Origin of the sequence: Mesorhizobium sp. AR07 (genome assembly GCF_024746815.1) — a bacterium.
GTDB lineage: Bacteria > Pseudomonadota > Alphaproteobacteria > Rhizobiales > Rhizobiaceae > Mesorhizobium.
In genome coordinates this window covers 69,994-91,871 of the sequence record NZ_CP080529.1, presented here as the reverse complement: position 1 = coordinate 91,871, position 21,878 = coordinate 69,994, and the positions used below count along the sequence as shown (strand labels likewise).

General features: G+C 61.0%; 17 protein-coding genes. 11 read left to right on the top strand and 6 right to left on the bottom strand.

Going from position 1 to position 21,878, the window contains the following annotated elements; translation table 11 throughout:
* Nucleotides 1–100: 100 nt before the first annotated feature.
* Nucleotides 101–1,654: a winged helix-turn-helix domain-containing tetratricopeptide repeat protein gene (locus BPNPMPFG_RS41495; RefSeq protein ID WP_258599425.1), complete on the top strand. Its 1,554-nt coding sequence runs from the start codon at nucleotides 101–103 to the stop codon at nucleotides 1,652–1,654.
* A gap of 367 nt (nucleotides 1,655–2,021) precedes the next feature.
* On the opposite strand, the gene BPNPMPFG_RS41490 is transcribed toward BPNPMPFG_RS41495, so the two are convergent.
* Together BPNPMPFG_RS41490 and BPNPMPFG_RS41485 are read right to left on the bottom strand one after the other, a co-directional pair.
* Nucleotides 2,022–2,591 carry an RloB domain-containing protein gene (locus BPNPMPFG_RS41490; RefSeq protein ID WP_258599424.1) on the bottom strand — a complete coding sequence of 190 codons (570 nt, stop codon included), beginning with the start codon at nucleotides 2,589–2,591 and terminating at the stop codon, nucleotides 2,022–2,024.
* A complete protein-coding gene (locus tag BPNPMPFG_RS41485) occupies nucleotides 2,588–3,814 on the bottom strand; it encodes an AAA family ATPase (RefSeq protein ID WP_258599423.1) in 1,227 nt (408 codons plus the stop codon). Before BPNPMPFG_RS41485 ends, BPNPMPFG_RS41490 begins: the two co-directional genes overlap by 4 nt.
* A 442-nt stretch (nucleotides 3,815–4,256) precedes the next feature.
* On the opposite strand from BPNPMPFG_RS41485, the gene BPNPMPFG_RS41480 reads away from it, so the two are divergent.
* The 4 genes from BPNPMPFG_RS41480 to BPNPMPFG_RS41465 all read left to right on the top strand — a co-directional run bounded on the left by BPNPMPFG_RS41480 (nucleotide 4,257) and on the right by BPNPMPFG_RS41465 (nucleotide 9,232).
* Nucleotides 4,257–4,889, top strand: coding sequence for a tyrosine-type recombinase/integrase (locus tag BPNPMPFG_RS41480; RefSeq protein WP_258599422.1), 633 nt, complete (start codon nucleotides 4,257–4,259; stop codon nucleotides 4,887–4,889).
* 435 nt (nucleotides 4,890–5,324) lie between these two features.
* A complete protein-coding gene (locus tag BPNPMPFG_RS41475) occupies nucleotides 5,325–6,449 on the top strand; it encodes a molybdopterin-binding protein (protein ID WP_258599420.1) in 1,125 nt (374 codons plus the stop codon).
* A 15-nt stretch (nucleotides 6,450–6,464) separates the two neighbouring features.
* Nucleotides 6,465–8,423 (top strand): molybdopterin biosynthesis protein, encoded by a 1,959-nt coding sequence (locus tag BPNPMPFG_RS41470; protein WP_258599419.1) that lies wholly within the window; start codon nucleotides 6,465–6,467, stop codon nucleotides 8,421–8,423.
* Between the two features lie 41 nt (nucleotides 8,424–8,464).
* Nucleotides 8,465–9,232: a substrate-binding domain-containing protein gene (locus BPNPMPFG_RS41465; RefSeq protein WP_258599417.1), complete on the top strand. Its 768-nt coding sequence runs from the start codon at nucleotides 8,465–8,467 to the stop codon at nucleotides 9,230–9,232.
* Between the two features lie 178 nt (nucleotides 9,233–9,410).
* Here the strand turns inward: BPNPMPFG_RS41465 and fdhF are convergent, their stop codons facing one another.
* The 4 genes from fdhF to BPNPMPFG_RS41445 all read right to left on the bottom strand — a co-directional run bounded on the left by fdhF (nucleotide 9,411) and on the right by BPNPMPFG_RS41445 (nucleotide 15,626).
* Nucleotides 9,411–12,200: a formate dehydrogenase subunit alpha gene (gene fdhF / locus BPNPMPFG_RS41460; RefSeq protein ID WP_258599416.1), complete on the bottom strand. Its 2,790-nt coding sequence runs from the start codon at nucleotides 12,198–12,200 to the stop codon at nucleotides 9,411–9,413.
* 1 nt (nucleotide 12,201) lies between these two features.
* Entirely contained in the window at nucleotides 12,202–13,875 is a 1,674-nt protein-coding gene (locus tag BPNPMPFG_RS41455) for an NAD(P)H-dependent oxidoreductase subunit E (RefSeq protein WP_258599415.1), read from the bottom strand.
* Nucleotides 13,876–14,039: 164 nt separating this feature from the next.
* Nucleotides 14,040–14,294 carry a sulfurtransferase TusA family protein gene (locus tag BPNPMPFG_RS41450; protein WP_258599414.1) on the bottom strand — a complete coding sequence of 85 codons (255 nt, stop codon included), beginning with the start codon at nucleotides 14,292–14,294 and terminating at the stop codon, nucleotides 14,040–14,042.
* Nucleotides 14,295–14,369: 75 nt separating this feature from the next.
* A complete protein-coding gene (locus tag BPNPMPFG_RS41445) occupies nucleotides 14,370–15,626 on the bottom strand; it encodes a molybdopterin molybdotransferase MoeA (protein WP_258599412.1) in 1,257 nt (418 codons plus the stop codon).
* A gap of 139 nt (nucleotides 15,627–15,765) precedes the next feature.
* On the opposite strand from BPNPMPFG_RS41445, the gene BPNPMPFG_RS41440 reads away from it, so the two are divergent.
* The 6 genes from BPNPMPFG_RS41440 to BPNPMPFG_RS41415 all read left to right on the top strand — a co-directional run bounded on the left by BPNPMPFG_RS41440 (nucleotide 15,766) and on the right by BPNPMPFG_RS41415 (nucleotide 21,538).
* Nucleotides 15,766–16,662, top strand: coding sequence for a formate dehydrogenase accessory sulfurtransferase FdhD (locus tag BPNPMPFG_RS41440; RefSeq protein WP_258599410.1), 897 nt, complete (start codon nucleotides 15,766–15,768; stop codon nucleotides 16,660–16,662).
* Nucleotides 16,655–17,281: a molybdenum cofactor guanylyltransferase MobA gene (gene mobA / locus BPNPMPFG_RS41435; RefSeq protein ID WP_258599409.1), complete on the top strand. Its 627-nt coding sequence runs from the start codon at nucleotides 16,655–16,657 to the stop codon at nucleotides 17,279–17,281. Before BPNPMPFG_RS41440 ends, mobA begins: the two co-directional genes overlap by 8 nt.
* A gap of 408 nt (nucleotides 17,282–17,689) precedes the next feature.
* Nucleotides 17,690–18,550: an FAD binding domain-containing protein gene (locus BPNPMPFG_RS41430; RefSeq protein ID WP_258599408.1), complete on the top strand. Its 861-nt coding sequence runs from the start codon at nucleotides 17,690–17,692 to the stop codon at nucleotides 18,548–18,550.
* Complete coding sequence (locus BPNPMPFG_RS41425; RefSeq protein WP_258599407.1) at nucleotides 18,550–19,032, top strand: (2Fe-2S)-binding protein; 483 nt, start codon at nucleotides 18,550–18,552, stop codon at nucleotides 19,030–19,032. Before BPNPMPFG_RS41430 ends, BPNPMPFG_RS41425 begins: the two co-directional genes overlap by 1 nt.
* Nucleotides 19,029–21,293, top strand: coding sequence for a xanthine dehydrogenase family protein molybdopterin-binding subunit (locus BPNPMPFG_RS41420; RefSeq protein ID WP_258599406.1), 2,265 nt, complete (start codon nucleotides 19,029–19,031; stop codon nucleotides 21,291–21,293). Before BPNPMPFG_RS41425 ends, BPNPMPFG_RS41420 begins: the two co-directional genes overlap by 4 nt.
* A complete protein-coding gene (locus BPNPMPFG_RS41415; protein WP_258599404.1) occupies nucleotides 21,293–21,538 on the top strand; it encodes a MoaD/ThiS family protein in 246 nt (81 codons plus the stop codon). The genes BPNPMPFG_RS41420 and BPNPMPFG_RS41415 overlap by 1 nt, the downstream gene beginning before the upstream one ends.
* Nucleotides 21,539–21,878 lie beyond the last annotated feature (340 nt).

The window sequence follows — 21,878 nt, the reverse complement described above, 5'->3', positions numbered from 1 at the left end:
TTCCGCAAGCACGGGCGCAAGATGCGCTGCCAGTTTCGGCGAGTCGTGAAGCCGTTCCGAAATCGTTGCGAAAAGATCACAAACGGTATCTTCTTCGCGAATGCCGACAAGCCTTGCGTTTGGCCCATTTCGCCTAGACACCGATGTCGGAATTCTATTCCACGGCGTCGAGCCGACGCCGCTCGGCCAGCGGGCGGTCGCGCTGCTTGCGCTGCTTGTGGAACGGGCGGGCGCGCCGGTTCCGAAGGAAACGCTGATCGAGGCGGCGTGGCCCACACAGGCCATTGAGGACAGCAACCTGACGGTCCAGATTGCGGCGGTACGGCGGCTCTTTGAGGAGCTGGCGGGCGGCGCATGCTGGATCGAAACGCTGCCGCGACGCGGCTATCGCTATGTCGGGCCGGCGGTCACAGCCGGTGGCCGTGAACCGGCAGCCGGCGCCGCACCAACGGCAATGCTGGCATTGCCGGGCAAGCCCTCGGTCGCGGTTTTACCGTTCTCGAACCTAAGCGGCGATCCGGAGCAGGATTACTTCGCCGACGGGATGGTTGACGATATCATCACCGGCCTTGCGCGCATCAACTGGCTGCTCGTCATCGCGCGAAATTCGACCTTTACCTACAAGGGCCGGGCCGTCGACGTGAAGCAGGTCGGCCGCGAACTTGGCGTACGGTATGTACTCGAAGGGAGCGTGCGAAAAGCCGGCGGCCATGTGCGCGTGACTGGCCAGATGATTGATGCATCGACCGGCGCTCACGTCTGGGCCGAGCGGTATGACCGCAGCTCCGACGATATCTTCGCGCTTCAGGATGAGATCGCCATATCGGCTGTCGGCGCAATCGCACCGAGCCTGCGACGAGCCGAAATCGACAGGGTGAAGCGCAGGCGTCCCGATAACCTGGATGCTTATGACCTTGTGCTGCGGGCACAGCTCGACGTTGATTCCGGAATGCCTGATCGGGTGACGCGAGCGCTCGTGCTGCTCGAACGCGCCATCGAACTCGATCCGGCCTATGCGCTGGCGCACGGCAACGCCGCGATGTGTCACCATTGCCTCTTCCTCCGCGCCGGCTTGCAGGAAGCCGACCGTGTCGCTTCGATCCGCTATGCCCGCTCCGCCATCCTCCACGGGCAGGACGATGCGTCCGCGCTGACTCTCGCGGGATTTTCGATTGGCATGGATGGACATGATCGTAAAGCTGCTTTCACTGCATTGGAAGCCGCGCTCGCTATCAGTCCTTCGTCCGCCCTGACCTACATTCTGGGCAGCGTCATTCTCGGATGGAGCGGAGAAGCAGAGCGGGCCATCGAGTGGAGCGAGCGGGGCATGCGGCTGAGCCCGTTTGACCCATGGGCTTTCGCCGCTTTCGATGCGCAGGCGATGAGTCATTTGCTGCGCGGCCGCTACGACGAAGCCTGTCGCGCCGCTTACAAGTCCGTTCAGGCAAATCCCGCACACAGCATCACTTATGTGCAATTGGCCGCTGCCCTTGCCAAACTCGGCCGGTTGGAGGAAGCGAGGGCAGCTGCCGCGCGGGTGCTCGAACTGCAACCAACATTCCGTTACAGCCGCCAGTTTGCGGGCGTGAACTGTGCTCCCGCGCTCGCGGAATGCCTTGGTGATGCGCTGCATGCTGCCGGGCTGTCAGATTAGCGCGAGACGCTTTCATGAATCTGTTCGACACGGTCCTAACAGGGCCCGTGCGTGCTGCAGGCGGGACTTTGGCGCCTAGAAGAAGTCCGCTTGCAGGTCAAACCGCGTCGCGCAGGTTAAGAGCTCGAACGACAGGAATGGCTCAGGACTCAACGCTCAGCAATGGCGGTCGTTGACTCGAAGCCCGGCTTGCGTCTGCCACGATGGAAACGACAGCTTTGCGCCCATGTCGGACATTTGGAGCGCTCGGGACGCTTCCTGAAAGCGGCCAGTCGTTAATGCTGTCGAGGCGCTTGCGGAAACCTGGCGCGAGGCCGTCGATGATAATCTTGCTGAACGGGACGGTATAGCGAATTCTTATGGCTTCTCAGCCTTCAGGCGGCGTCAGGCCGATGCAGCGAAGCAAGGCCATCAGATCAATTTCAACGCCTGCCGCGCGAGTGACGGCTTCGCGATCAATCTTCCTCGTCAGCTCGGCGCGGCTCATCGGCTTTTGATATTGAGGCCATTCCTGACGGATCGCATTCTGCGTGATCTGATTGGTCGGGGGCTTGTGCGCGGTCCTCCCGGCGAAGTGACGCAGCAGCACAGCCTCGAAACAAGGCTCCTGCCATACGATCCTGATGTCATTCGCGGTGGCTAGCTCTCGCGCACGATGCGCGCGATCGGCAGAGAGCGCCAATTGATCGGTATCGAGCAGCACGAATTTGTCGGCGAATGTGCCGCGCGTTTTTCGAAGCTGGGCGAGTCTGCGGATCGCAAGCTCGATGCGGGCTAGCGGATCGCCAGCTTTCAGCAACTCGATATTGAGGTGAACATGCAGGTCAGCCTCAAATATGAGGTCTTGCAGGAATCCTGCATAGCCTTGCTCGGACTCGCCTTCGCAGCCGATAAAGATCGGCTTGCGCTGCGGGATGAAGGGGCGACGCGTCTTCATCCGATTTGCGGCACGCCGCCGTAAGCGCCGCTCAGATATTTGCGATAGAGGTTTTCGTCTCGACGAACCTTCACGTCCATCAGGCTATAAGCCCGCGTCCGCCCTTTCCGGTCCTTCTCGCATATGATGATCTCTTCCTTCGTGAGGTCATCGAGCAGCGACACGGAATGGCAGGTAAACCAGAGCTGCGCATCCAACTGGTTCCGGTTCTCGCTATCATAGAACCACCCGATTAGCTCGGGCAGGACAAGCGGATGGATCGACGCGTCAAACTCATCGATAATGCACAGGCCTCCTTGCGCGAGCGCGAGGGTGAGCATCGGAAACATCTTGATGAATGACTGCGTGCCGTGGCTCTCCAGAATCCACGGCATTTCGACATGAAGGCCGGAATGTTTGAACATGGGCACAAGCCCGTTCGGCGTTTCCTGAAAGCGCATGGCTTCCACGCCGACATCGATCCGGCTGAGTTCCTTGTTTAGCTGGTCGAGCATTTCGGGTGCCTGACCGAGGAAGTTGATGATCGGCTGATCCTGTATGGATGGCGTCGGCCCTATCTGGAACATCACCTTCCTCGCCGTCTCAAGGAACAGCATCGCCGTAGGGTGCTGGAACAGTCCGAATGACGACAGGACAGAGACGTTTGGGCGCAGCGTGTTCAGGAGGTGTTGAAAGCCCGTGAGGGAGAAAGATCGGGAATCTTTCACCTTGGCCTCGCAATCGCGCTCGAAGACGCGTTGCCATTTGCCTTGGCCTTTCGGCTTCTGCCTTAGCGCCTCGCTGAGGACGCGTTGCGCGTTACCTTCGACTACCTCGATCTCGACCTCATAGCGATAGACGCCATGCTCTATCTCGTCGCCCGCTTCGATCCGGTCCATCGTTTCGCGGTTCAGGTTCATGACGCCGCCCATCTCGATCGCGAGCTTTATGGGGCGCGAGCGGGATCCCAGATCGTTGAATCGTTCGCACGGAAAGCCCGGCACTGTCCGCTGCGAACTGTCCCGCGCGAACATGATCAGGAACTGGAGGGCTTTTAGGATGGTGGTTTTGCCCGACCCGTTCGCGCCGTAGATTGAAACGACCTTCGGAGCGCGCAGGTCGGAGCCCGGAAAAATTTCGGCATAGCGTCCCTCAACGTCCGGCACGTTCGGCGCGATCGTGAGGTCGATGACCTGCGGATCGCGGATGGAGTAGAAATTTTCGATCTCAAGTTTGTAGAGCATGTCGCACTCCCTTCATTTCCAAAATAGCATTTTAACGAGAAATCGTCAAACATGCGCTTTGACGTTGAGAAATATGGAGTGTGACTGAAATTTCCCAAAGATAATGACCTTACGATATTCCAGGCAAGTTCTCTTGTGCCGACTTATCAGGGCGACGACTCTCGGGCTTCCAGAGCCCTGCGCAGGACCATATTGCGTCTGGTAATCACCCTGCGCTCCCGCGGCGTCCGGGCCTCTACCAGGTAAGCGAACGACAGCTAGCGGGAGTGCTGCTTGAAATCGGCCGAGCCGCTAGCCGCCATCTTCTGTCGTACTTGCTGAACCACTCTCAACGTCTGCTTTGCCGGGCTGCGACCTCAAAAGCTGGCTGACTGCTAACGGCCCCCTTCAACCGTCTACCGGCGTTTCTCCGGTGGCCAATCATGGCCGAAGGAGAAACGAAATGGGACACTCGTGCTACGACCTCACGGCCCCCGAGCGCCGTGCATGGAATGCAGGCAAGAAGGTTGGAACGAAACGCCCTCTGAAACCTCGACAGGTATGGGCGATACGCTTCTTTCTCGATCGGGAACGGCGTCAGCGAGACAGAGCGCTCTTCGATCTGGCGATCGACAGCAAGTTGCGCGGCTGCGATCTCGTCAAGATCAAAATCGGCAACCTTGTTGTAGGGCCGGAAATCCGAACTCGCGCGATGGTCATCCAACAGAAGACCGGCCGACCTGTTCAGTTCGAGTTGATGATCGACGCACGCTCCAGTCTTCTCGCATGGCTGGAACGACGCGGCGGGACAGTGGATGATTACGCATTTCCGAGCAGGATCGATCCAAGGGCTCACATGAGCACAAGGCAGTATGCCCGCCTCGTCGACGAATGGGTCGAGGCGATCGGGCTTCGACCCCAGGAATACGGCACTCATTCCCTGCGTCGCACCAAGGCGTCGATTATCTACAAAGCGACGGGAAATCTGCGAGCCATCCAGATTTTGCTCGGCCATACCAAGATCGAGAACACGGTCCGCTATCTGGGAGTCGATATAGAAGATGCTCTCGAACTTGCCGAGGCAACTGAGGTTTGATCAAGAGCGGCTCCACTTCACGAGTGGAGCGGTGAACAATTTGCGCCCAGATCTCGGTCATTAGAGTTCGCTGTGCCACTACCTTAAAGCGGACATCACCAGCGACCGCACGGGAGATTGCGGTTGTGCCACTCGCAGAGCGGGCTTTGCAGCCCGCGTGCGAGGTCAATCGCCGGTTCGCATCCAGGGCCTGACTCCGGTTTGCGATAGTGAAGGCCGACCTCGGCCAGAGCTTCATCGACTATCTGGTTTCTGCGCGGAAAGGCAGAAACCGTTCGCCGATTATCAGGTCGGTGGACAGCAATTGTTCTTTCCAAACGTCAGCCGCGACCCGTTCTAGCCGGTCGCTGGCCGAATCCCTGCATCGAGGCGGAAGGACGGCTCCGCCCGTCAATGCCAGTTGCAATCCGTATCCTAGCTGGCCCATCATTGGGCATGAGCATAACGCAGCCGTCGAACGGCACGCTGACCAGCCTCGAATCGGCGCTCGCCGAATTGCTCGACGGCTTGGCTCCGGCCGCCCTCACATCCGTACCGCTTGCGCAGGCTCGGGATCGTATTGCGGCTGAAATGCCAGCGCTTGCAAACCCGCTGCCTAAGAGCAACCGGGCCGTGATCGACGGCTGGGCGCTGCGTTCGCTCGATCTTGCCGGCGCATCGTCTTATTCGCCAGTTCCTTTGATGACCGCTCCGGTGTGGGTCGAAGCCGGCGATGCGCTTCCCGATGGCTGTGACTGCGTTCTGGAAGCCAATCTAGTCGCGTGCGGGGGCACAATCGCACAAGCCTTCGCAGATACAATTCCCGGCGAGGGCACCCGCCGTTCCGGCGAGGACATTGCCGCTGGCCGACCCGCCACGATCACTGGCCGTTCCCTGTCCGCGACCGATCTTCTGGCCGCTCGCGCCGCGGGACTTCAAATGGTTGTGGTTCGTTCGCCGAATGTCCACCTGATCGATGTGGCGGCAATCGATGGCAATTTGCTGACGGTGGAGTTCATCGCCGAATTGTTGCGGGCGGCCGGAGCGCGCGTCTCGGTTGAAACTGTCGCGCGCGATGCACGATCGATCACCGATGCGCTGGATGCTCCCCCTTGCGACCTGATTGTTACCGTCGGCGGCACCGGCTTCGGTCGCTCCGACGCCACCGCTGAGGCGCTGAAGATGCGCGGTGCATTGATTGCGCACGGCATAGCACTTCGGCCCGGCCGTACCGCGGCGATCGGCAAACTGGGCGCCATTCCGGTGATGGCGCTGCCCGGCGCGCCGGGTCAGGCTTTTGCGGTCTATCACGCATTGTTGCAGCCAGTACTTGACCGTCTGACCGGCCGCACGGGCAGGTTCGGCACTATCCTGCCATTGGCACGTAAGATTTCCTCCGTAGTCGGCATTGCCGAGATCGCGCTGCTCAGACAGGAGAAATCCGCATGGCTCCCGCTCGGCGTTGGCGATCTGTCGCTGGATCATCTTCGCATGGCCGATGCATGGCTTGTCGTTGCCGGCGACAGTGAGGGATATGCCGCAGGCGTGACCGTTGAAGCCCTTCCACTGCGTGTGACCTGAAATAAGGACGCTGATATGATTAAATCTTCTCAGCCAGCAGCTTCCCGTCGACGGCAAGGGGTTGCCCAAGACCAGTTCCTGACCATCCTATCACGCGAGGAAGCGATGGCCCGCTTTGAGGCGGCGCTCTTTCCACGCGACGTACTCCAGGAAGAGCGACCGCTGGCCGATACGCTCGGCTTGGCGCTGGCCCGCGATATCGTTGCGCCGGTCGATGCGCCGCCTTTCGACCGTTCGAATGTCGATGGCTTTGCCGTGCGATCCGCGGATATCACATCTGCATCGGAAGGAGCCTTCGTGCGCCTCTCGCTTAATGAAGAAATCATCGCTTGCGGCGTTGCGCCGAGTGAAACCGTGCGGGTCGGCACCGCAACTGCAATCGCGACCGGTGGGCCGCTTCCGCGCGGCGCTGATGCAGTCGCCATGGTGGAACATACCCAACCTGCGGAAGATGACGCCATCGAGATCCGGCGCAGCGCCTCGCCTGGCCAATTCGTATCCTATGCCGGATCCGATATTGCCCGCGGCGAGGTTTTGCTCCGCGCGGGAACGCAGATTGGCTCGCGGGAAATCGGCATGTTGGCCACCTGTGGGATTGCGCGTGTCGCTGTTGCACGCAAGCCTCTCGTTGCAGTGCTGTCGACCGGGGACGAGCTCGTCCAGCCAGGCGAACCCTTGCGCCCCGCTGCAGTCTACGACGCCAACGGCTCGGTGGTCAGCGCGGCAATCGCGGAAAATGGCGGGGAGGCGGTGTTTTTCGGCGCTATTGTGGATGACGAAGCTCTGCTCGAAAGCGCCATGCGCGAGGCACTTAAGGCTTCCGATATGCTGATCCTGTCCGGCGGGTCTTCGAAAGGCGCTGGCGACGTCAGCCACCGCATCATCTCCCGCCTCGGCAAACCGGGCATCATTGCACATGGTGTGGCGCTGAAGCCGGGCAAGCCGCTGTGCCTTGCTGTATGCGACGGCAAGCCCGTCGTCATCCTGCCGGGCTTCCCGACTTCGGCGATGTTCACCTTCCATGACATGATCGTGCCGGTGCTGCGCCGCATGGCTGGTCTGCCGCCGAGGGCCGAGATGCAGGTGGAGGCAACAATTCCGCTGCGCATCGGTTCAGAACTTGGCCGCACCGAATTTGTCATGGTGTCTTTGATCGAAGGTGAGAACGGGCTGATCGCCTATCCGACCGGCAAGGGCTCCGGCGCGGTCACCTCGTTTGCGCAGGCTGACGGGTTCATGCGCATCGATGCGCTTGCCGACCATATGCCGGCCGGTGCGCTGGTCGAGGTAACGCTGTTTACGCCGCATGTGAGGGTGCCGGATCTCGTCATCATCGGCAGTCATTGTACCGGACTCGATCTGGTGCTGGCGCCGCTCGCGCGCGCTGGCCTGTCTACCCGATCGCTTGCCGTTGGCAGCCTTGGCGGGCTGGCGGCCGCCCGGCGTGGCGAATGCGATCTGGCGCCGATCCACCTCTTCGACGACAGGACCCAAACCTACAACACACCGTTCCTAAGCGAGGGGTTGGAACTCGTGCCCGGCTGGCGGCGCATGCAGGGAATCGTCTATCGGGCGGGCGATACGCGCTTCGAGGGCAAGTCTGCCGAAGACGCGCTTGCTGCAGCCCTTGCCGATCCGACCTGCATGATGGTCAACCGCAATCAGGGTGCTGGAACCCGCATTCTCATCGACGGATTGCTCGGCCAGGCGCGACCGGACGGCTACTGGAACCAGCCCCGCTCGCACAATGCCGTCGCAGCGGCTGTGGTGCAAAAGCGCGCCGATTGGGGTGTCACGATTGCGCCCGTCGCTCGCGCCACCGGCCTCGGCTTTATTGCGCTGACCGAGGAGCACTACGATTTCGCGCTGGTCGCGATGCGCAAGTCGCGGCCGGCGGTCCAGGCATTCCTGGCCGCGCTGAAGTCGCCCGCAAGCCGTATTGCGATGGAAGAAGCGGGTTTCCGACCAGCGTGAATCAATCAGCGGCCAGAAAATGCCATGGATTGCATACGTCGATGAAACCCCCTCCGCCTCAACCAACGATACTTATATATGCGGCGAGAAGCCTGAGGTATGTCCTCCCATCGTTGGTTTCCGCTTTTTCGAAATTGAGCGGGGTCAGTGTAGAAACGCGACATGGTCCGGCCGGCCTGCTAAGGGAGCGCATTGAGGAAGGTGAGCGGCCTGATCTCTTCCTTTGCGCCAACTTCGCTCATCCAGCCCGTCTCGCCGCCTTAGGTCTCGCGCAGCCACCGGTGGTATTTGCCCGCAACATCATAGCTGCCGCGGTGCGCCGCGATGCAGGCTTCACGACGGCGAATTTCATTGACAGGCTGCTCGATCCTGCGATCGGCATTGCAACCTCGACGCCGTTCAAGGATCCCTTGGGCGACTATGCCTGGGCAATTTTCCGGCGCGCTGAAAAACTCCGGCCCGGCACCTTCGCTATTCTGGACGCGAAGGCACAGCAGTTGATCGGCAGTTCCCAAACGGCAAATCCGCCGGGGCGTTATGACCCGATCGCCGCGGCGCTAGCGACGGGCTCCGCCCATGTGTTTCTCGGCTATCGCACGAGCTTGAAGAGGCTAGCGGACGAGGTGCAAGGGGTCAAAACGATGAAGATTCCGGCCAATCTGAACGTCGTGCCAGAATATACCCTGGTCGCACTTCAGGACTGCTCGTTGGCTGGTATGTCCTTCGCATTGTTTATCCTCTCGGCGGCCGGACAGAAGCTGCTGCAGGATTTCGGCTTTCAGCCGGTCGCGCTTTCGAAGGAAATTTGAGGCAGCAAAGTCGCGCCAGTTCCCCGGGAAATCAGAAACCGGCCATAGCATTGAACTGGGTGATCTCAGCCGCCCTGAGCGACCGGGAGCGGACAGGGCGCATCCCTGCATTCCCTAACTTGTGCGCTTCGACGGCGGATACCGGCAACCCATCCTGGCGAACCAATGCTGAGGTCGACTATTCCGCCGCCTCTGCATGAGCCTTTTGCGCGACACGGGCGGCACAATATTTGAACTCCGGTATTTTGCCGTATGGATCAAGCATCGGGTTGGTCAACTTGTTTGCCGGGCTTTCGTTGAAACAGAACGGTATGAAGATCATCCCGTCGGCGACCTCGCGATCTGCCCGCAAGATCGCATCGATCGTTCCACGTCTCGTTTCAACCTGGATGACCTCACCCACCGACAGATCGCGCCGTTTGATTTCGTAAGGGTTCATCGCTGCGATGCCTTGCGGCTCGATTGCATCGAGCACTCCTGCGCGCCGGGTCATGGCGCCGGTGTGCCAATGTTCCAGCATGCGACCGGTCGTCAGCACCAGCGGATAGTCCTCATCCGGAACCTCGTCGGGCGGGAGCAGGTCGGTCGGCACGATGCGGCCCCGCCCATCGGTGGTGGGGAAGCCCGACGAGAAGATTACTTCATTGCCAGGCACATCTACGCCGTCTGCCGGATAAATAACCGATCCTTCGCGCTCGACCCGTTCCCATGAAATGTGTTTCAGGGACGGCATGACCTGCGCCATTTCGGTGTAGACGTCGGAGACATCTTTGTACTCCCAGCCGAGACCCATGCGGTTGGCGAGGTCAATGATCAGGTCGAGATCCTGCCGCGCGTCGCCCGGAAGCTCGAGCGCGGGGCGACCCATCTGCACCTGGCGGTTGGTGTTGGTGTAGGTCCCGAACTTTTCGGCATGCGCGGACGCCGGCAGCACGACATCGGCGTGCCAGGCCGTCTCTGTCAGGAAAATGTCTTGCACGACCAGATGATCGAGCTTGGCAAGTGCCGCGCGGGCATGGGTTTGATCGGGGTCGGACATCGCCGGGTTTTCACCCATGATGTACATTCCCTTGATTTCGTCGTCGTGGATGGCATCGATAATCTCGACCACCGTCAGCCCGCGCTTTGGATCGAGCGTCTGACCCCAAAAATTCTCGTACTGGGCGCGAATGTCGATGTTCTCGACCGATTTGTAGTCGGGATAGTACATCGGGATCAGGCCCGCGTCCGAAGCGCCCTGCACATTGTTTTGACCACGCAACGGGTGGAGACCTGTGCCGGGGCGGCCGATATGTCCGGTGATCAGCGCGAGGGCGATCAGGCAGCGCGAATTGTCGGTTCCGTGGGTATGTTGAGAAATGCCCATGCCCCAGAAAATCATCGAACGCTCGGATCGCGCATACATCCGCGCAACATCGCGCAAAATACTGGCTTCGATGCCGCAGACCTCAGCCATGGCCTCGGGCGAAAAATCCTTGACCTTGGCCTTCAGCGCCTCGAAGCCGGTCACATTGGCCTGGATGTACTGCTCGTCGTAAAGCTTCTCCTCGATGATGGTGTGGATCAGCGAATTGAGCATGGCGACATCGCTGCCGGGCTTGAAGCGCAGAGAATGCGTGGCATAGCGCATCAGGTCCTGGCCACGCGGATCCATAATAATCAATTTCAGGCCGCGCTTTACCGCCTGCTTGAAATACGTCGCGGCGACGGGATGGTTGGTCGTCGGACGCGCGCCGATGATGATGGCGCATTCGGCCTTCATGGCATCCATGAACGGCGCCGACACGGCGCCGGAGCCGACGCCTTCCATCAAGGCGGCGACGGATGAGGCGTGGCAAAGCCGGGTACAGTGATCGACATTGTTGGTGCCGAAGCCCTGTCGGACGAACTTCTGAAACAAATAGGCTTCTTCGTTCGATCCCTTGGCAGAGCCGAAGCCGGCGAGCGCCGGGCCGCCATGATCCTTGAGGATTTTCTTGAAACCTGCGGCCGCACGTTCCATCGCCTCTTCCCAGGTGGCCTCGCGGAATACGGTCAACGGATCGACGTTGCGCAAATCGGCTTCACCGAATTTCGGGGCGTCGTCGCGACGGATAAGGGGCTTGGTCAGGCGATCCGGGGACATCGCATAGTCGAAGCCGAAGCGCCCTTTCACGCAAAGACGGTTCTCGTTCGCCGGGCCGTTGCGGCCATCGACCTGGACAATGCGGTTATCCTTCACGGCCACGCTTGTCTGGCAGCCGACGCCACAGAAGGGGCATAGAGTATCGACGACCTTGTCAAAGTCCTGGACAACGCGGGTCTTGGCCGACTTGTCCATCAGTGTTTTTTCGTAAAGCGCCCCCGTCGGACAGGCTTGCACGCATTCGCCGCAAGTCACGCAGGTCGACAGGCCCATGGGATCGTGCATATCGAAAACAGGGACAGTATGCCCACCACGATCGGCCATACCGATGACGTCGTTGACCTGAACCTCCCGGCAGGCCCGGACACAGGCCCCGCAGGCGATACATGCATCCAGGTTGACAGCGATCGCAGGGTTGGAGATGTCAAACCCGGCAGCCTCGCCTTCGTGGAACTTGGAGTCGAAACGGTCGCTTCCGGAGATGCCCATTGAACTGGCCCACTGCCAGAACTTTGACTGGTTGTCCGGGCCGTCACTTGCTGGCCGCATGTTGCTGGCGAGCAATTCGAACACCATCGCGCGCGACTTTTCGGCGCGCTCGGTGGCGGTATTGACCACCATCCCGGTCGTCGGCTTGCGGATGCAAGACGCCGCCAGGACCCGTTCGCCCTCGATATCGACCATGCAGGCCCGGCAGTTGCCGTCGGCACGGTAGCCCGGAAGATCAACGTGGCACAGGTTTGGAATGGCTGTACCTTCGCGCTTGGCGACCTGCCAGATGGTCTCGCCGTCAGCCGCTGTGACGGACTTCCCGTCTAACGTAAATTCAATCTGACCAGCCATTTCAGATGTCCTCGCGGAAGTGTTTGAGCAGATGGTTGACGGGGTTCGGAGCCGCCTGGCCCAAGCCGCAGATCGAGGAATCGCGCATCACCATCTCCAGGTCGCGCAGTCCGGTCTCGTTCAGGGGCCCATCTTTCTCCAGCAGCGAAACCATTTTTCCGGTTCCCTCGCGGCATGGCGTGCATTGGCCGCAGCTCTCATGCTGGAAGAACTTAAGCAGATTGACCGTCGCTGCCTTGGCGCTGTCCTGGTCGGAAAATACCACCACCGCATGGGAGCCGACAAATGCGCCTTGCTTGGCAAGCTCACCGCCGAAATCGAGAGGGATGTCGCCCATGGACGCGGGCAGTATGCCACCGGACGCACCACCTGGCAGGTAAGCCTTGAACGCGTGACCGTCCTGCATGCCGTCGCAGTAGTCTTCGATCAGCTCGCGAACCGTGATGCCAGCCGGCGCCAGCTTGACCCCCGGGTTTTTCACGCGACCCGAGACCGACCACGAGCGCACGCCGGGGTGGCCATGCTTGCCCAGGCCCGCGAACCAGTCTGCGCCCTTTTCCACGATGTCGCGGATCCACCAGAGCGTCTCGACATTGTGGTTGAGCGTCGGGCGGCCGAAGAGGCCGACCTCAGCGATGTAGGGGGGGCGGTGGCGCGGCAGTCCGCGCTTGCCTTCGATGCTCTCCAGCATCGCGCTTTCCTCGCCGCAAATGTAGGCGCCGGCACCGCGCCGAAGCTCGATAAATCCAGGCTCGGCAATACCGGCCAGTTCGAGCGCGGCGATTTCACTTCGAAGGATTTGAAGCACCGCCGGATACTCGTCGCGCATGTAGAAATAGATGCGACCGGCTTCCACCGCATGGGCAGCGATCAGCGCACCCTCCAATGTGCGATGGGGGTCACGTTCGAGATAGACGCGATCCTTGAAGGTACCCGGCTCGCCCTCGTCACCATTGATCGACATCAGCCGAGGGCCTTTGTAGGAGCGGACAAATTCCCATTTCTTGCCAGCCGGGAAACCAGCCCCACCAAGTCCCCTGAGGCCCGCACCCTGCATGGTCGCGATGATGGCCTCGGTGGAGAGTATGCCGTCGCGCACCTTCTGCAGGAGCTGGTAACCGCCGGCCGCTCGATAGGCTTCAAAGCCTATATATTCCGGCACCGCGACTTTCGTATCGCCAACCTGCGCCATCTCCGACAGCCGTTCGGCCGTGGCATTGTCGACTTCGCGGTCCCCGATACGTGCGGCCGGTGCCGAGGCGCACCGACCCATGCACGGCGCGCGCATGACCCGGATAGCGGCGGGATCGACCTTCGAGGCGAGATCGTCCAGAAGGTTTTCCGCTCCGGCAAGCATGCAACTGATCGAGTCACACACCCGGATCGTCAGCGGTGCTGGCGGTGCCTCACCCTCCTTGACGACGTCGAAATGGTCATAGAACGACGCGACTTCGTAGACCTCGGCTTGTGAAAGGCGCATATCCTCGGCCAGCGCCCGGAGATGGCGCGCCGAGAGGCACCCATACGCGTCTTGTATAAGATGCAGAAATTCGATCAGGAGATCGCCGCGGCGCTGTCGACCCATAAGCAGGTCCTGGACCTCCCTGAGCGCGGTATCCTCAAGGGCTCGTCCCTTCGGTCCTCGATCGCGAGGGCGCCGAGCTTGCATCGTCATGCACATTCCCTTCCGTCGAATCGTCAGAGCCGCGACCTATTGCAGTGGGTCCAGCTTCTCCAAACTTAGCGTACTGATCGCCCGATGCGAGAAGAAATACGACAGGCACTTGGACAAGCGTGCCGCGAATTGGCAACCAATGACGAGGGCAAGCGTCAAACCAGCTAGAAACGCTTGGGCTTTGCGGGAGGGGCGTTTGCCTTTGTGATCAGAAATACGATGCTGTTCCCGGCGCGATCAGTGCTTTCGAGGCAATCTCCGGTTTCGTTGAGGAGGTTGGGAATGTCGATGGCTGACAAGGGGTCAGTACAATGGACTTCGAGCCTGTCGCCCCGTTCGATTGACGAAAGTGCCTTGCGCGTCTTCAGCGCTGGCAACGGGCATTTCAGGCCTGATAGGTCAAGCTTTGTGGTCTTCATCTTCTGAGCCTCGCAAGGGCATCGCTTGCCGTCAATTGGCCAAGGCGGCGCATGGCATGGATCACTGCAATGACATTAGATCAGGAACGAGTAGGGAATGAATCCGACCGTGTCGCCCACTTTAACCTCGGTGCTTTCCTCGCCAAGTTCGACGAGGCCGTCCGTATCGACTAGCGATGAAAGGAGGCCTGCACCCTCTCGCGGAAACTTGACAGCTTCCGGCAAGCCGTCCTCCCCTTGGCGCAAATTGACGCGGACATATTCACGTCTTCCCACTTTCTTTCGGTAGGAGAAGGCAGCTCGGATCGGCGTTTTTGCTATTGGTGCCGGCGATGCTCCAGCCAGAGCCATGATCGCCGGCCGGGCAATCAAGGCGAACGTGACAAAACTCGCGACCGGATTCCCAGGCAGGCCTATGAACGGCGTGCCTTTGATGACTCCCATGGCGACGGGGCGGCCAGGTTTGACTGCGACGCGCCAGAACACAAGCGTTCCCACGCTCTCGACACTTGCCTTGACGAAATCGGCTTCGCCTGTTGATACGCCCCCGGATGTAAGGATCAGATCGTGCGTCGAGGCGGCAGCATCCAGCACTTCGGCGATCGCCGCGCGATCGTCTCTCAGAATGCCAAGATCGGTGACCAAGCAGCCCAGGCGTGAAGCCATTGCTGACAACATGAAGCGGTTGGAATCGAAAAGCTGCGAAACTCCACGTTCTGCCCCGGGGGCAACAATTTCGTTGCCGGTCGAGAAGATGGCGACCCTTACGGGCTTGATCACCTCGACGCCTGTCATGCCCAATGCCGCAACCAGGGCAACGTCCTGAGGACGAAGCTGGTGACCTGCTCTCAGAACCTTTTTCCCCAAGGGGATATCCTCGCCCGTTGGGCGTACGTTTGAACCCCGCTTCAGACCGGGCGGCAGCGTTACGCTATCGGCGGGGCCGACAACGACATCTTCCTGCATGAACACCGTGTCCGCACCGTCCGGCATCGGCGCCCCAGTGAAGATGCGAATGGCTTGGCCGGGTGCCATGGCCTGGCGTGCAGCCATGCCAGCCTGAACATAGTCTGTAACGGGAAAGCTCTGGGCAGCAGCATCGGGGATATCGGCGCCACGAATGGCATAGCCGTCGACCGCCGAATTGGTGAAGGGGGGTAGTGGCAATGGCGCCAGAAGATCGTGGGCAAGAATGCGGCCATCGGCCGCGCCAAGCGTCACGAGTTCGTGTCCATCCAGGGGGCTAAGGCGCGACGCGATAAGCGCGAGGATTTCGTCGACCGGAATAAGCGGGCCGCCGAACGCGAAGCAATCGTCCGAAAGTTGTGCCATTTCAACTAACGCAATGTTCCACCAGCGCAAAAGATTGGCCAGCCTTCCCAGGTCGGCCTATATCATCAGACGCCAGCGGGCGAGCGTTTTCAGGCGGACTCCAGCACTCAGCCCGTTCGCCAAACATCGCGAGAACAGAATGCAACCTGTCAAAGTCGTTCCTGAATTGGTTGTCGTTATGCCGGACCCGGCCGCCCCCCGTCTTACTGAGAGGGTAAGCGGCATCGATCACACCGGCGCGCGTGTCGAAATCAACGTCCCCGCCGAGCGCGCGCTCACGCTTTACCTCAATGCGCAGGAAATCGTCACCATGATGACGATCAACGACTACCCGGAGTATTTGGCCCTTGGTTATCTGCTCAACCAAAACATGCTCAAACCTGACGATGTCGTCACCGAAGTCGAATACGATGATGACCTTCAGGTCGTCGTCGTACGCACAGAGCGGAACACGAACTACGAGCAAAAGCTGAAGAAGAGGACGCTGACTTCAGGCTGTGCACAAGGTACCGCCTTTGGCGACCTTATGGAAGCACTTGAGGAAATTGATCTGCCTGCGGCCGAATTGCGGACTTCGTGGCTCTATCAGATGACCCGGAGCATCAATACGACGCCTTCGCTCTATCTTGAGGCGGGCGCTATCCACGGATGCGTGCTTTGTCGAGAAGGAACACCAATCTGCTACATGGAGGATGTCGGTCGTCACAATGCGGTCGACAAGATCGCCGGCTGGATGTACCGCCATGAAGTCGATCCAGCAGACATGATTCTCTACACGACTGGCCGCCTCACCTCCGAAATGACCATCAAGACCGTGCGCATGGGCATTCCCATCCTCGTTTCGCGATCTGGATTCACGGCTTGGGGAGTGGCGCTTGCACGACAGGTCGGTTTGACCTTGGTCGGACGAGCGCGCGGCAAGCGTTTCACGGCGCTTTCCGGCGAAAAAAGGATCGTGTTCGACCAGGATATCGAACAGATCGAGGAAGAGCCATCCCGGCATCGGCGAAAGGGCGGCGGAGACGGCGATGACTGACACCATCCCTACGATCGGAGTTGTCCTGGCAGGAGGTCTCGCGCGTCGCCTTGGAGGAGGCGACAAGCCAATGCGTGAAATCGGTGGGCGCACGATCCTAAGCCGAGTGATCGAGAGGCTCGCCCCGCAATGCGACGGGCTTATCCTGAACGCCAATGGAGATCCTCAACGCTTCGCATTGTTCGGCCTGACGGTCGTTCCTGACACCGTCGGCGATTTCCCCGGGCCCCTTGCAGGTGTGCTTGCGGCGCTCGACTGGGCGGCGGCGAATAGGCCCGAAACGGAATGGGTCGTAAGCATCCCTGGGGATTGCCCGTTTTTGCCGCGCAACCTTGTCTACCGCCTCCAGACCGCGCGGACAGAGGAAGACGCCGAACTTGCTGTGGCGGTGTCAGGTGACCAGACACATCCGGTCGTCGGTCTATGGAGTGTTGCTCTACGTGATGAACTGCGCCAGGCGTTGGTCGAGGAGAATATCCGAAAAATCGATCGCTGGACCGAACGGTATCGCCTGGCGAAAGTGACGTGGCCGTTGGAGCCCTTGGATCCCTTCTTCAACGCCAATACGCCGGAGGACATGGCCGAGGCTGAGAGACTGGCGGGTCAGTTTGACGACTAGAACCGCTCAACGGGTGTCGGGAGGCTTCTGTCGGCGTTGGAAGGATAGGGCAGCACCTGCGTTGGTCGAGCCTATTGGAACAAGAGACCGCCGGGCCTTGCCAGTCACGGTTCTGGTGCTCAGCCGACGCGGAGCCGCCCGCTCCCTCCGTCGGTCTGTGGCGCGACCGCAGCGGAACGTCCGCTTACTGATTGCTGCGGCGAATCGCGGACCGTCCGCTTCCGGCCCCCTTGCAGCCATTCAGCAGGCTGCGCGAAAGTCACCATTTCGGGGCAATTTCCGATTCGAACTGTGCACGCCACTTCAGGTTGGGTGCCTGGCCCAATCGCCTCGGCCGAGCAACCGGATGGTCATTATGAGGCGATTGTTTATAACGATCGGCGAGGTCGCGATGATCAAGGGGAGACGATGCGCTACATACGTCCGCTTTCAATCGAAGATGCTGTTGGCCTGCTGACCGGGTCGACCGGCACGGCCGCCATTCTTGCCGGAGGCAGCGACCTCCTGGTGAGGATGAAAGGCGGCTTTGTCGAACCCGACCTTATCGTCGACATCAAAGCCATAGATGGCTTGAGCGAAATCCGGGAGACGGCTGACGGCTTCAGCATCGGCGCCGCGGTCCCTTGCGCGGTCCTGGGAGAAAGCGCTGCGCTGAAGGCGGCATGGCCGGGCGTCGTCGAAGCGGCCAAGCTGATCGGCTCGAAACAGGTACAGGGCCGCTGCACGATCACGGGCAATCTCTGCAACGCCTCGCCGGCCGCCGACAGCGTGCCGGCGTTGGTCGCGGCGGGCGCCAGGGCATCGATCGTCGGGCCAGGCGGCCGGCGCACGATCCCCGTGGCCAGCGTGCCGACCGGGCCGGGCAAGACGTCGCTCGCCAAAGGCGAGATCATCGAGGCAATCCTGCTCGACAAGCGCGCACCGCGCTCGGGCGACGCCTATCTGCGTTTCATTCCGCGCACCGAGATGGACATTGCTGTGGTCAGCGCCGGCGTGAACCTGACGCTCGACGAGCACGGCGTCGTCAAGGCGGCCCGCGTGGCGCTAGGCGCCGCCGCACCGACGGTGCTTCTGGTGGAAGAGGCAGCCGAGGCCCTTATCGGCAGGAAGCTGGACGAAGCAGCACTCGAGCGGCTCGCCAAGGTCTGCTTTGGGGCCTGCCGCCCCATCGACGACAAGCGCGGTACCATCGAGTTCAGACGGAAGGTTGCGGGTGTGCTGGCCAGGCGGGCCGCCACCACCGCCTATGCACGTGCAGGAGGCAAATGATGGCTGGTGTAGCGGTCTCAACGACAATCAACGGCGACACAATCGAATACCTTTGCCAGCCTGACGAGACGTTGCTGGATGTCCTGCGCGATCGCCTGGGGCTGACGGGCGCCAAGGAAGGCTGCGGCACCGGCGACTGTGGCGCTTGCAGCATCATCCTCGACGACCGGCTTGTCTGCTCGTGCCTGGTGCTTGGCGCCGAGGCCGAAGGCCGGCGCGTCGAGACCATCGAAGGCATGGCGCATGGCGACAAGCTGCATCCGCTGCAGCAGAAATTCCTCGAGCACGCGGCGCTGCAATGCGGCATCTGCACGCCCGGGTTCCTGATTGCGGCGAAGGACCTTCTGGCCAAGAACCCCGACCCGACCGAAGAGGAAATCCGCTTCGGCCTCGCGGGAAATCTTTGCCGCTGCACCGGCTATGACAAGATCGTGCGTGCCGTCCAGGACGCCGCCAGCGTGATGAAGGGAGCGCACGCATGAATTTCGATCCGCAATTTTCGGCTCGCAACTTCGCATCCGTCGGCACGCGACCCATCCGTCCCGACGGTATCGACAAGGTGACGGGCCGCGCCCGCTACGGGGCGGACTTCAACATGGCGGGCCAGTTGGTTGGCCGTATCCTGCGCAGCCCGCACGCGCACGCGACGATCAGGAAAATCGACACGTCGAAGGCGGAAAAGCTGAGTGGCGTGAAGGCGGTGATCACCGCCGCCGACCTGCCGGACCTGACCGCCGGCGATGCCGCCATGTACGACATCCTCGACAATTGCATGGCACGCACCAAGGCGCTCTATGACGGGCATGCGGTGGCCGCGGTGGCCGCTGTCGACGCCCGCACGGCAAGGCAAGCGCTGAAGCTAATCGAGGTTGAATATGAAGTGCTGCCGCATGTTACCGATGTCGACGAGGCGATGAAGCACTCGGCACCCCTTATCAACGACGCGATCTTCACCGAGGGTCTCGAGGAAAAGCCGGTAAAGCCCTCCAACGTCACCAAGCGCAGCCAGTTTGGCCATGGCGATGTTCATCAGGGTTTCGGCCACGCCGACTTCATCGTCGAGCGCTCCTTCAAGACCGAGCAGACGCACCAGGGCTATATCGAGCCGCATGCCTGCGTGGCGAGCGTCAGTTCCGACGGCACCGCCGACCTCTGGGTCTGTACGCAGGGCCATTTTGTCTATCGCCAGCACTGCGCCCAGTTGCTTGGCATGGAAGCCTCGAAGCTGCGCGTCACCTCTTCGGAGATCGGTGGCGGCTTTGGCGGCAAGACCCATGTCTGGGCCGAGCCGGTGGCGCTGGCGTTGTCGCGCAAGGCCGGTCGGCCGGTAAAGCTCGTCATGACTCGCGACGAGGTGTTCCGCGCTTCCGGCCCGACCAGCGCCACCTCGATCGACGTGAAGATCGGTGCCCGCAAGGACGGCACCATCACCGCCGCCGAAGCGACTTTGCGCTACACGAGCGGCCCTTATGCCGGTAGCTGGGCCGAGGTCGGCGCCATGACGGCCTTCGCCTGCTACAGGCTCGATAACGTCAAGACGGTCGGCTACGAAGTGCTGGTCAACCGGCCGAAGACGGCGGCCTATCGCGCGCCCTCGGCACCGATGGCGGCGTTCGCAGTGGAAAGTGCTGTCGACGAACTGGCCAAGGAGATCGGTATGGATCCGGTCGAGTTCCGCATCAGGAACGCCGCGCAGGAAGGCACAAGGTCGTCCTACGGTCCGGTCTATGGCCCGATCGGCATCGGCCCGACGCTGGAAGCGGCGAAGAACCATCCGCACATGAAGGCCAAGCTCGGCAAAAACCAGGGGCGCGGAATGGCCTGCGGCTTCTGGTTCAACTTCGGCGGCCAGACTTGCACCGACCTCAACATCGGCATGGACGGCTCGGTCTCGCTGGCCGTCGGCACGGTCGATGTCGGTGGTTCCCGCGCCTCGCTGTCGCTGGTGGCGGCGGAGGAGCTCGGCATCGACTACTCCCAGGTCAAGGCCATTGTCGCCGACACGTCAAGCCTCGGCTACAATGACATGACCGACGGCAGCCGCGGCACCTTCTCCTCCTCCATGGCCACGATCTCTGCTGCCCGCAATGCGATAAAAATCCTGCGCGGGCGGGCCGCGCAGATGTGGGACATTCCCGTCGACGACGTCGTCTGGGAAAAGGGCCATGCCCTTGCCAAGGGCGAGAAATACGGCAACCTCGCGGCACTCTCGCTGAAGGAGATCGCACTGCAGTCCGGCAGGACAGGCGGGCCGATCGCCGGCCACAGCGAGCTCGTCGCCGACGGCGCAGGCGTCTCCTTCGCCACCCATATCTGCGATATCGAGGTTGATCCCGAGACGGGCGCCACCAGGGTCATCCGCTACACGGTCGTGCAGGATGCCGGCAAGGCGGTGCACCCGACCTATGTCGAGGGACAGTACCAGGGCGGTGCCGCGCAAGGCATCGGCTGGGCGCTCAACGAGGAGTATATCTACGGCAAGGACGGGCGGCTGCAGAACGCCGGCTTCCTCGACTACCGCATCCCGGTGTGCTCGGACTTGCCGATGATCGACACGCAGATCCTGGAGATTCCCAACCCCAACCACCCCTATGGGGTGCGCGGCGTCGGCGAGACCTCGATCGTGCCGCCGCTGGCGGCGATCGCCAATGCGGTGTCGAACGCCGCCGGCGTGCGTATGACCCACATCCCGATGTCGCCGCCGCGCATCCTGGCGGCGATCGAGGCGGAACGGGCAGGCTGATGGTCGAAGTGACGCTCTGGGGATCGCTTGGCGCGGCCGCCGGAGGCAAGAACAAGCTCGAGATCGAGGCCAAGGACATAAGGGAGCTGTTCAGGAAGCTGGCTGAACAGTATCCCGGCCTCAAGCCCTTGATCGACCGCGGCATCGCCGTCGCCATCGACGGGACGATCTATCGCGACACATGGTCGAAGGAATTGCCAAAAGACGCTGAAATTTTCCTGCTGCCGCGTCTTGCCGGCGGATAGTCGGACAAGCATCTCGCTGCCTTTGACGAATCAACCTTGGTCTACAATGTAGGCAGCTTAAGAAATCCGGCTATCCAAGACAGTTCTTGGCCTGTTCAGCCGGAGAGCGAGGCTACTATTCTATAACTACTTAGGGTCATATCCAGTCGGCAACGATCAGGACTCAACGGTTCAAATGGTGGGGCTGAATGGCTGCTTTTGCCAGTTGGATCCTGGAAGCAGAATGTCCGTTTTCGGCCCACTGCGGTCATTCAAAAACTGGCGGCAGATGACTGCTTCTGACGCTAAGCAAACCTTGCAATTCCCCGATACGGCAGTCGCTTCTCGCAGCGCATTCGCC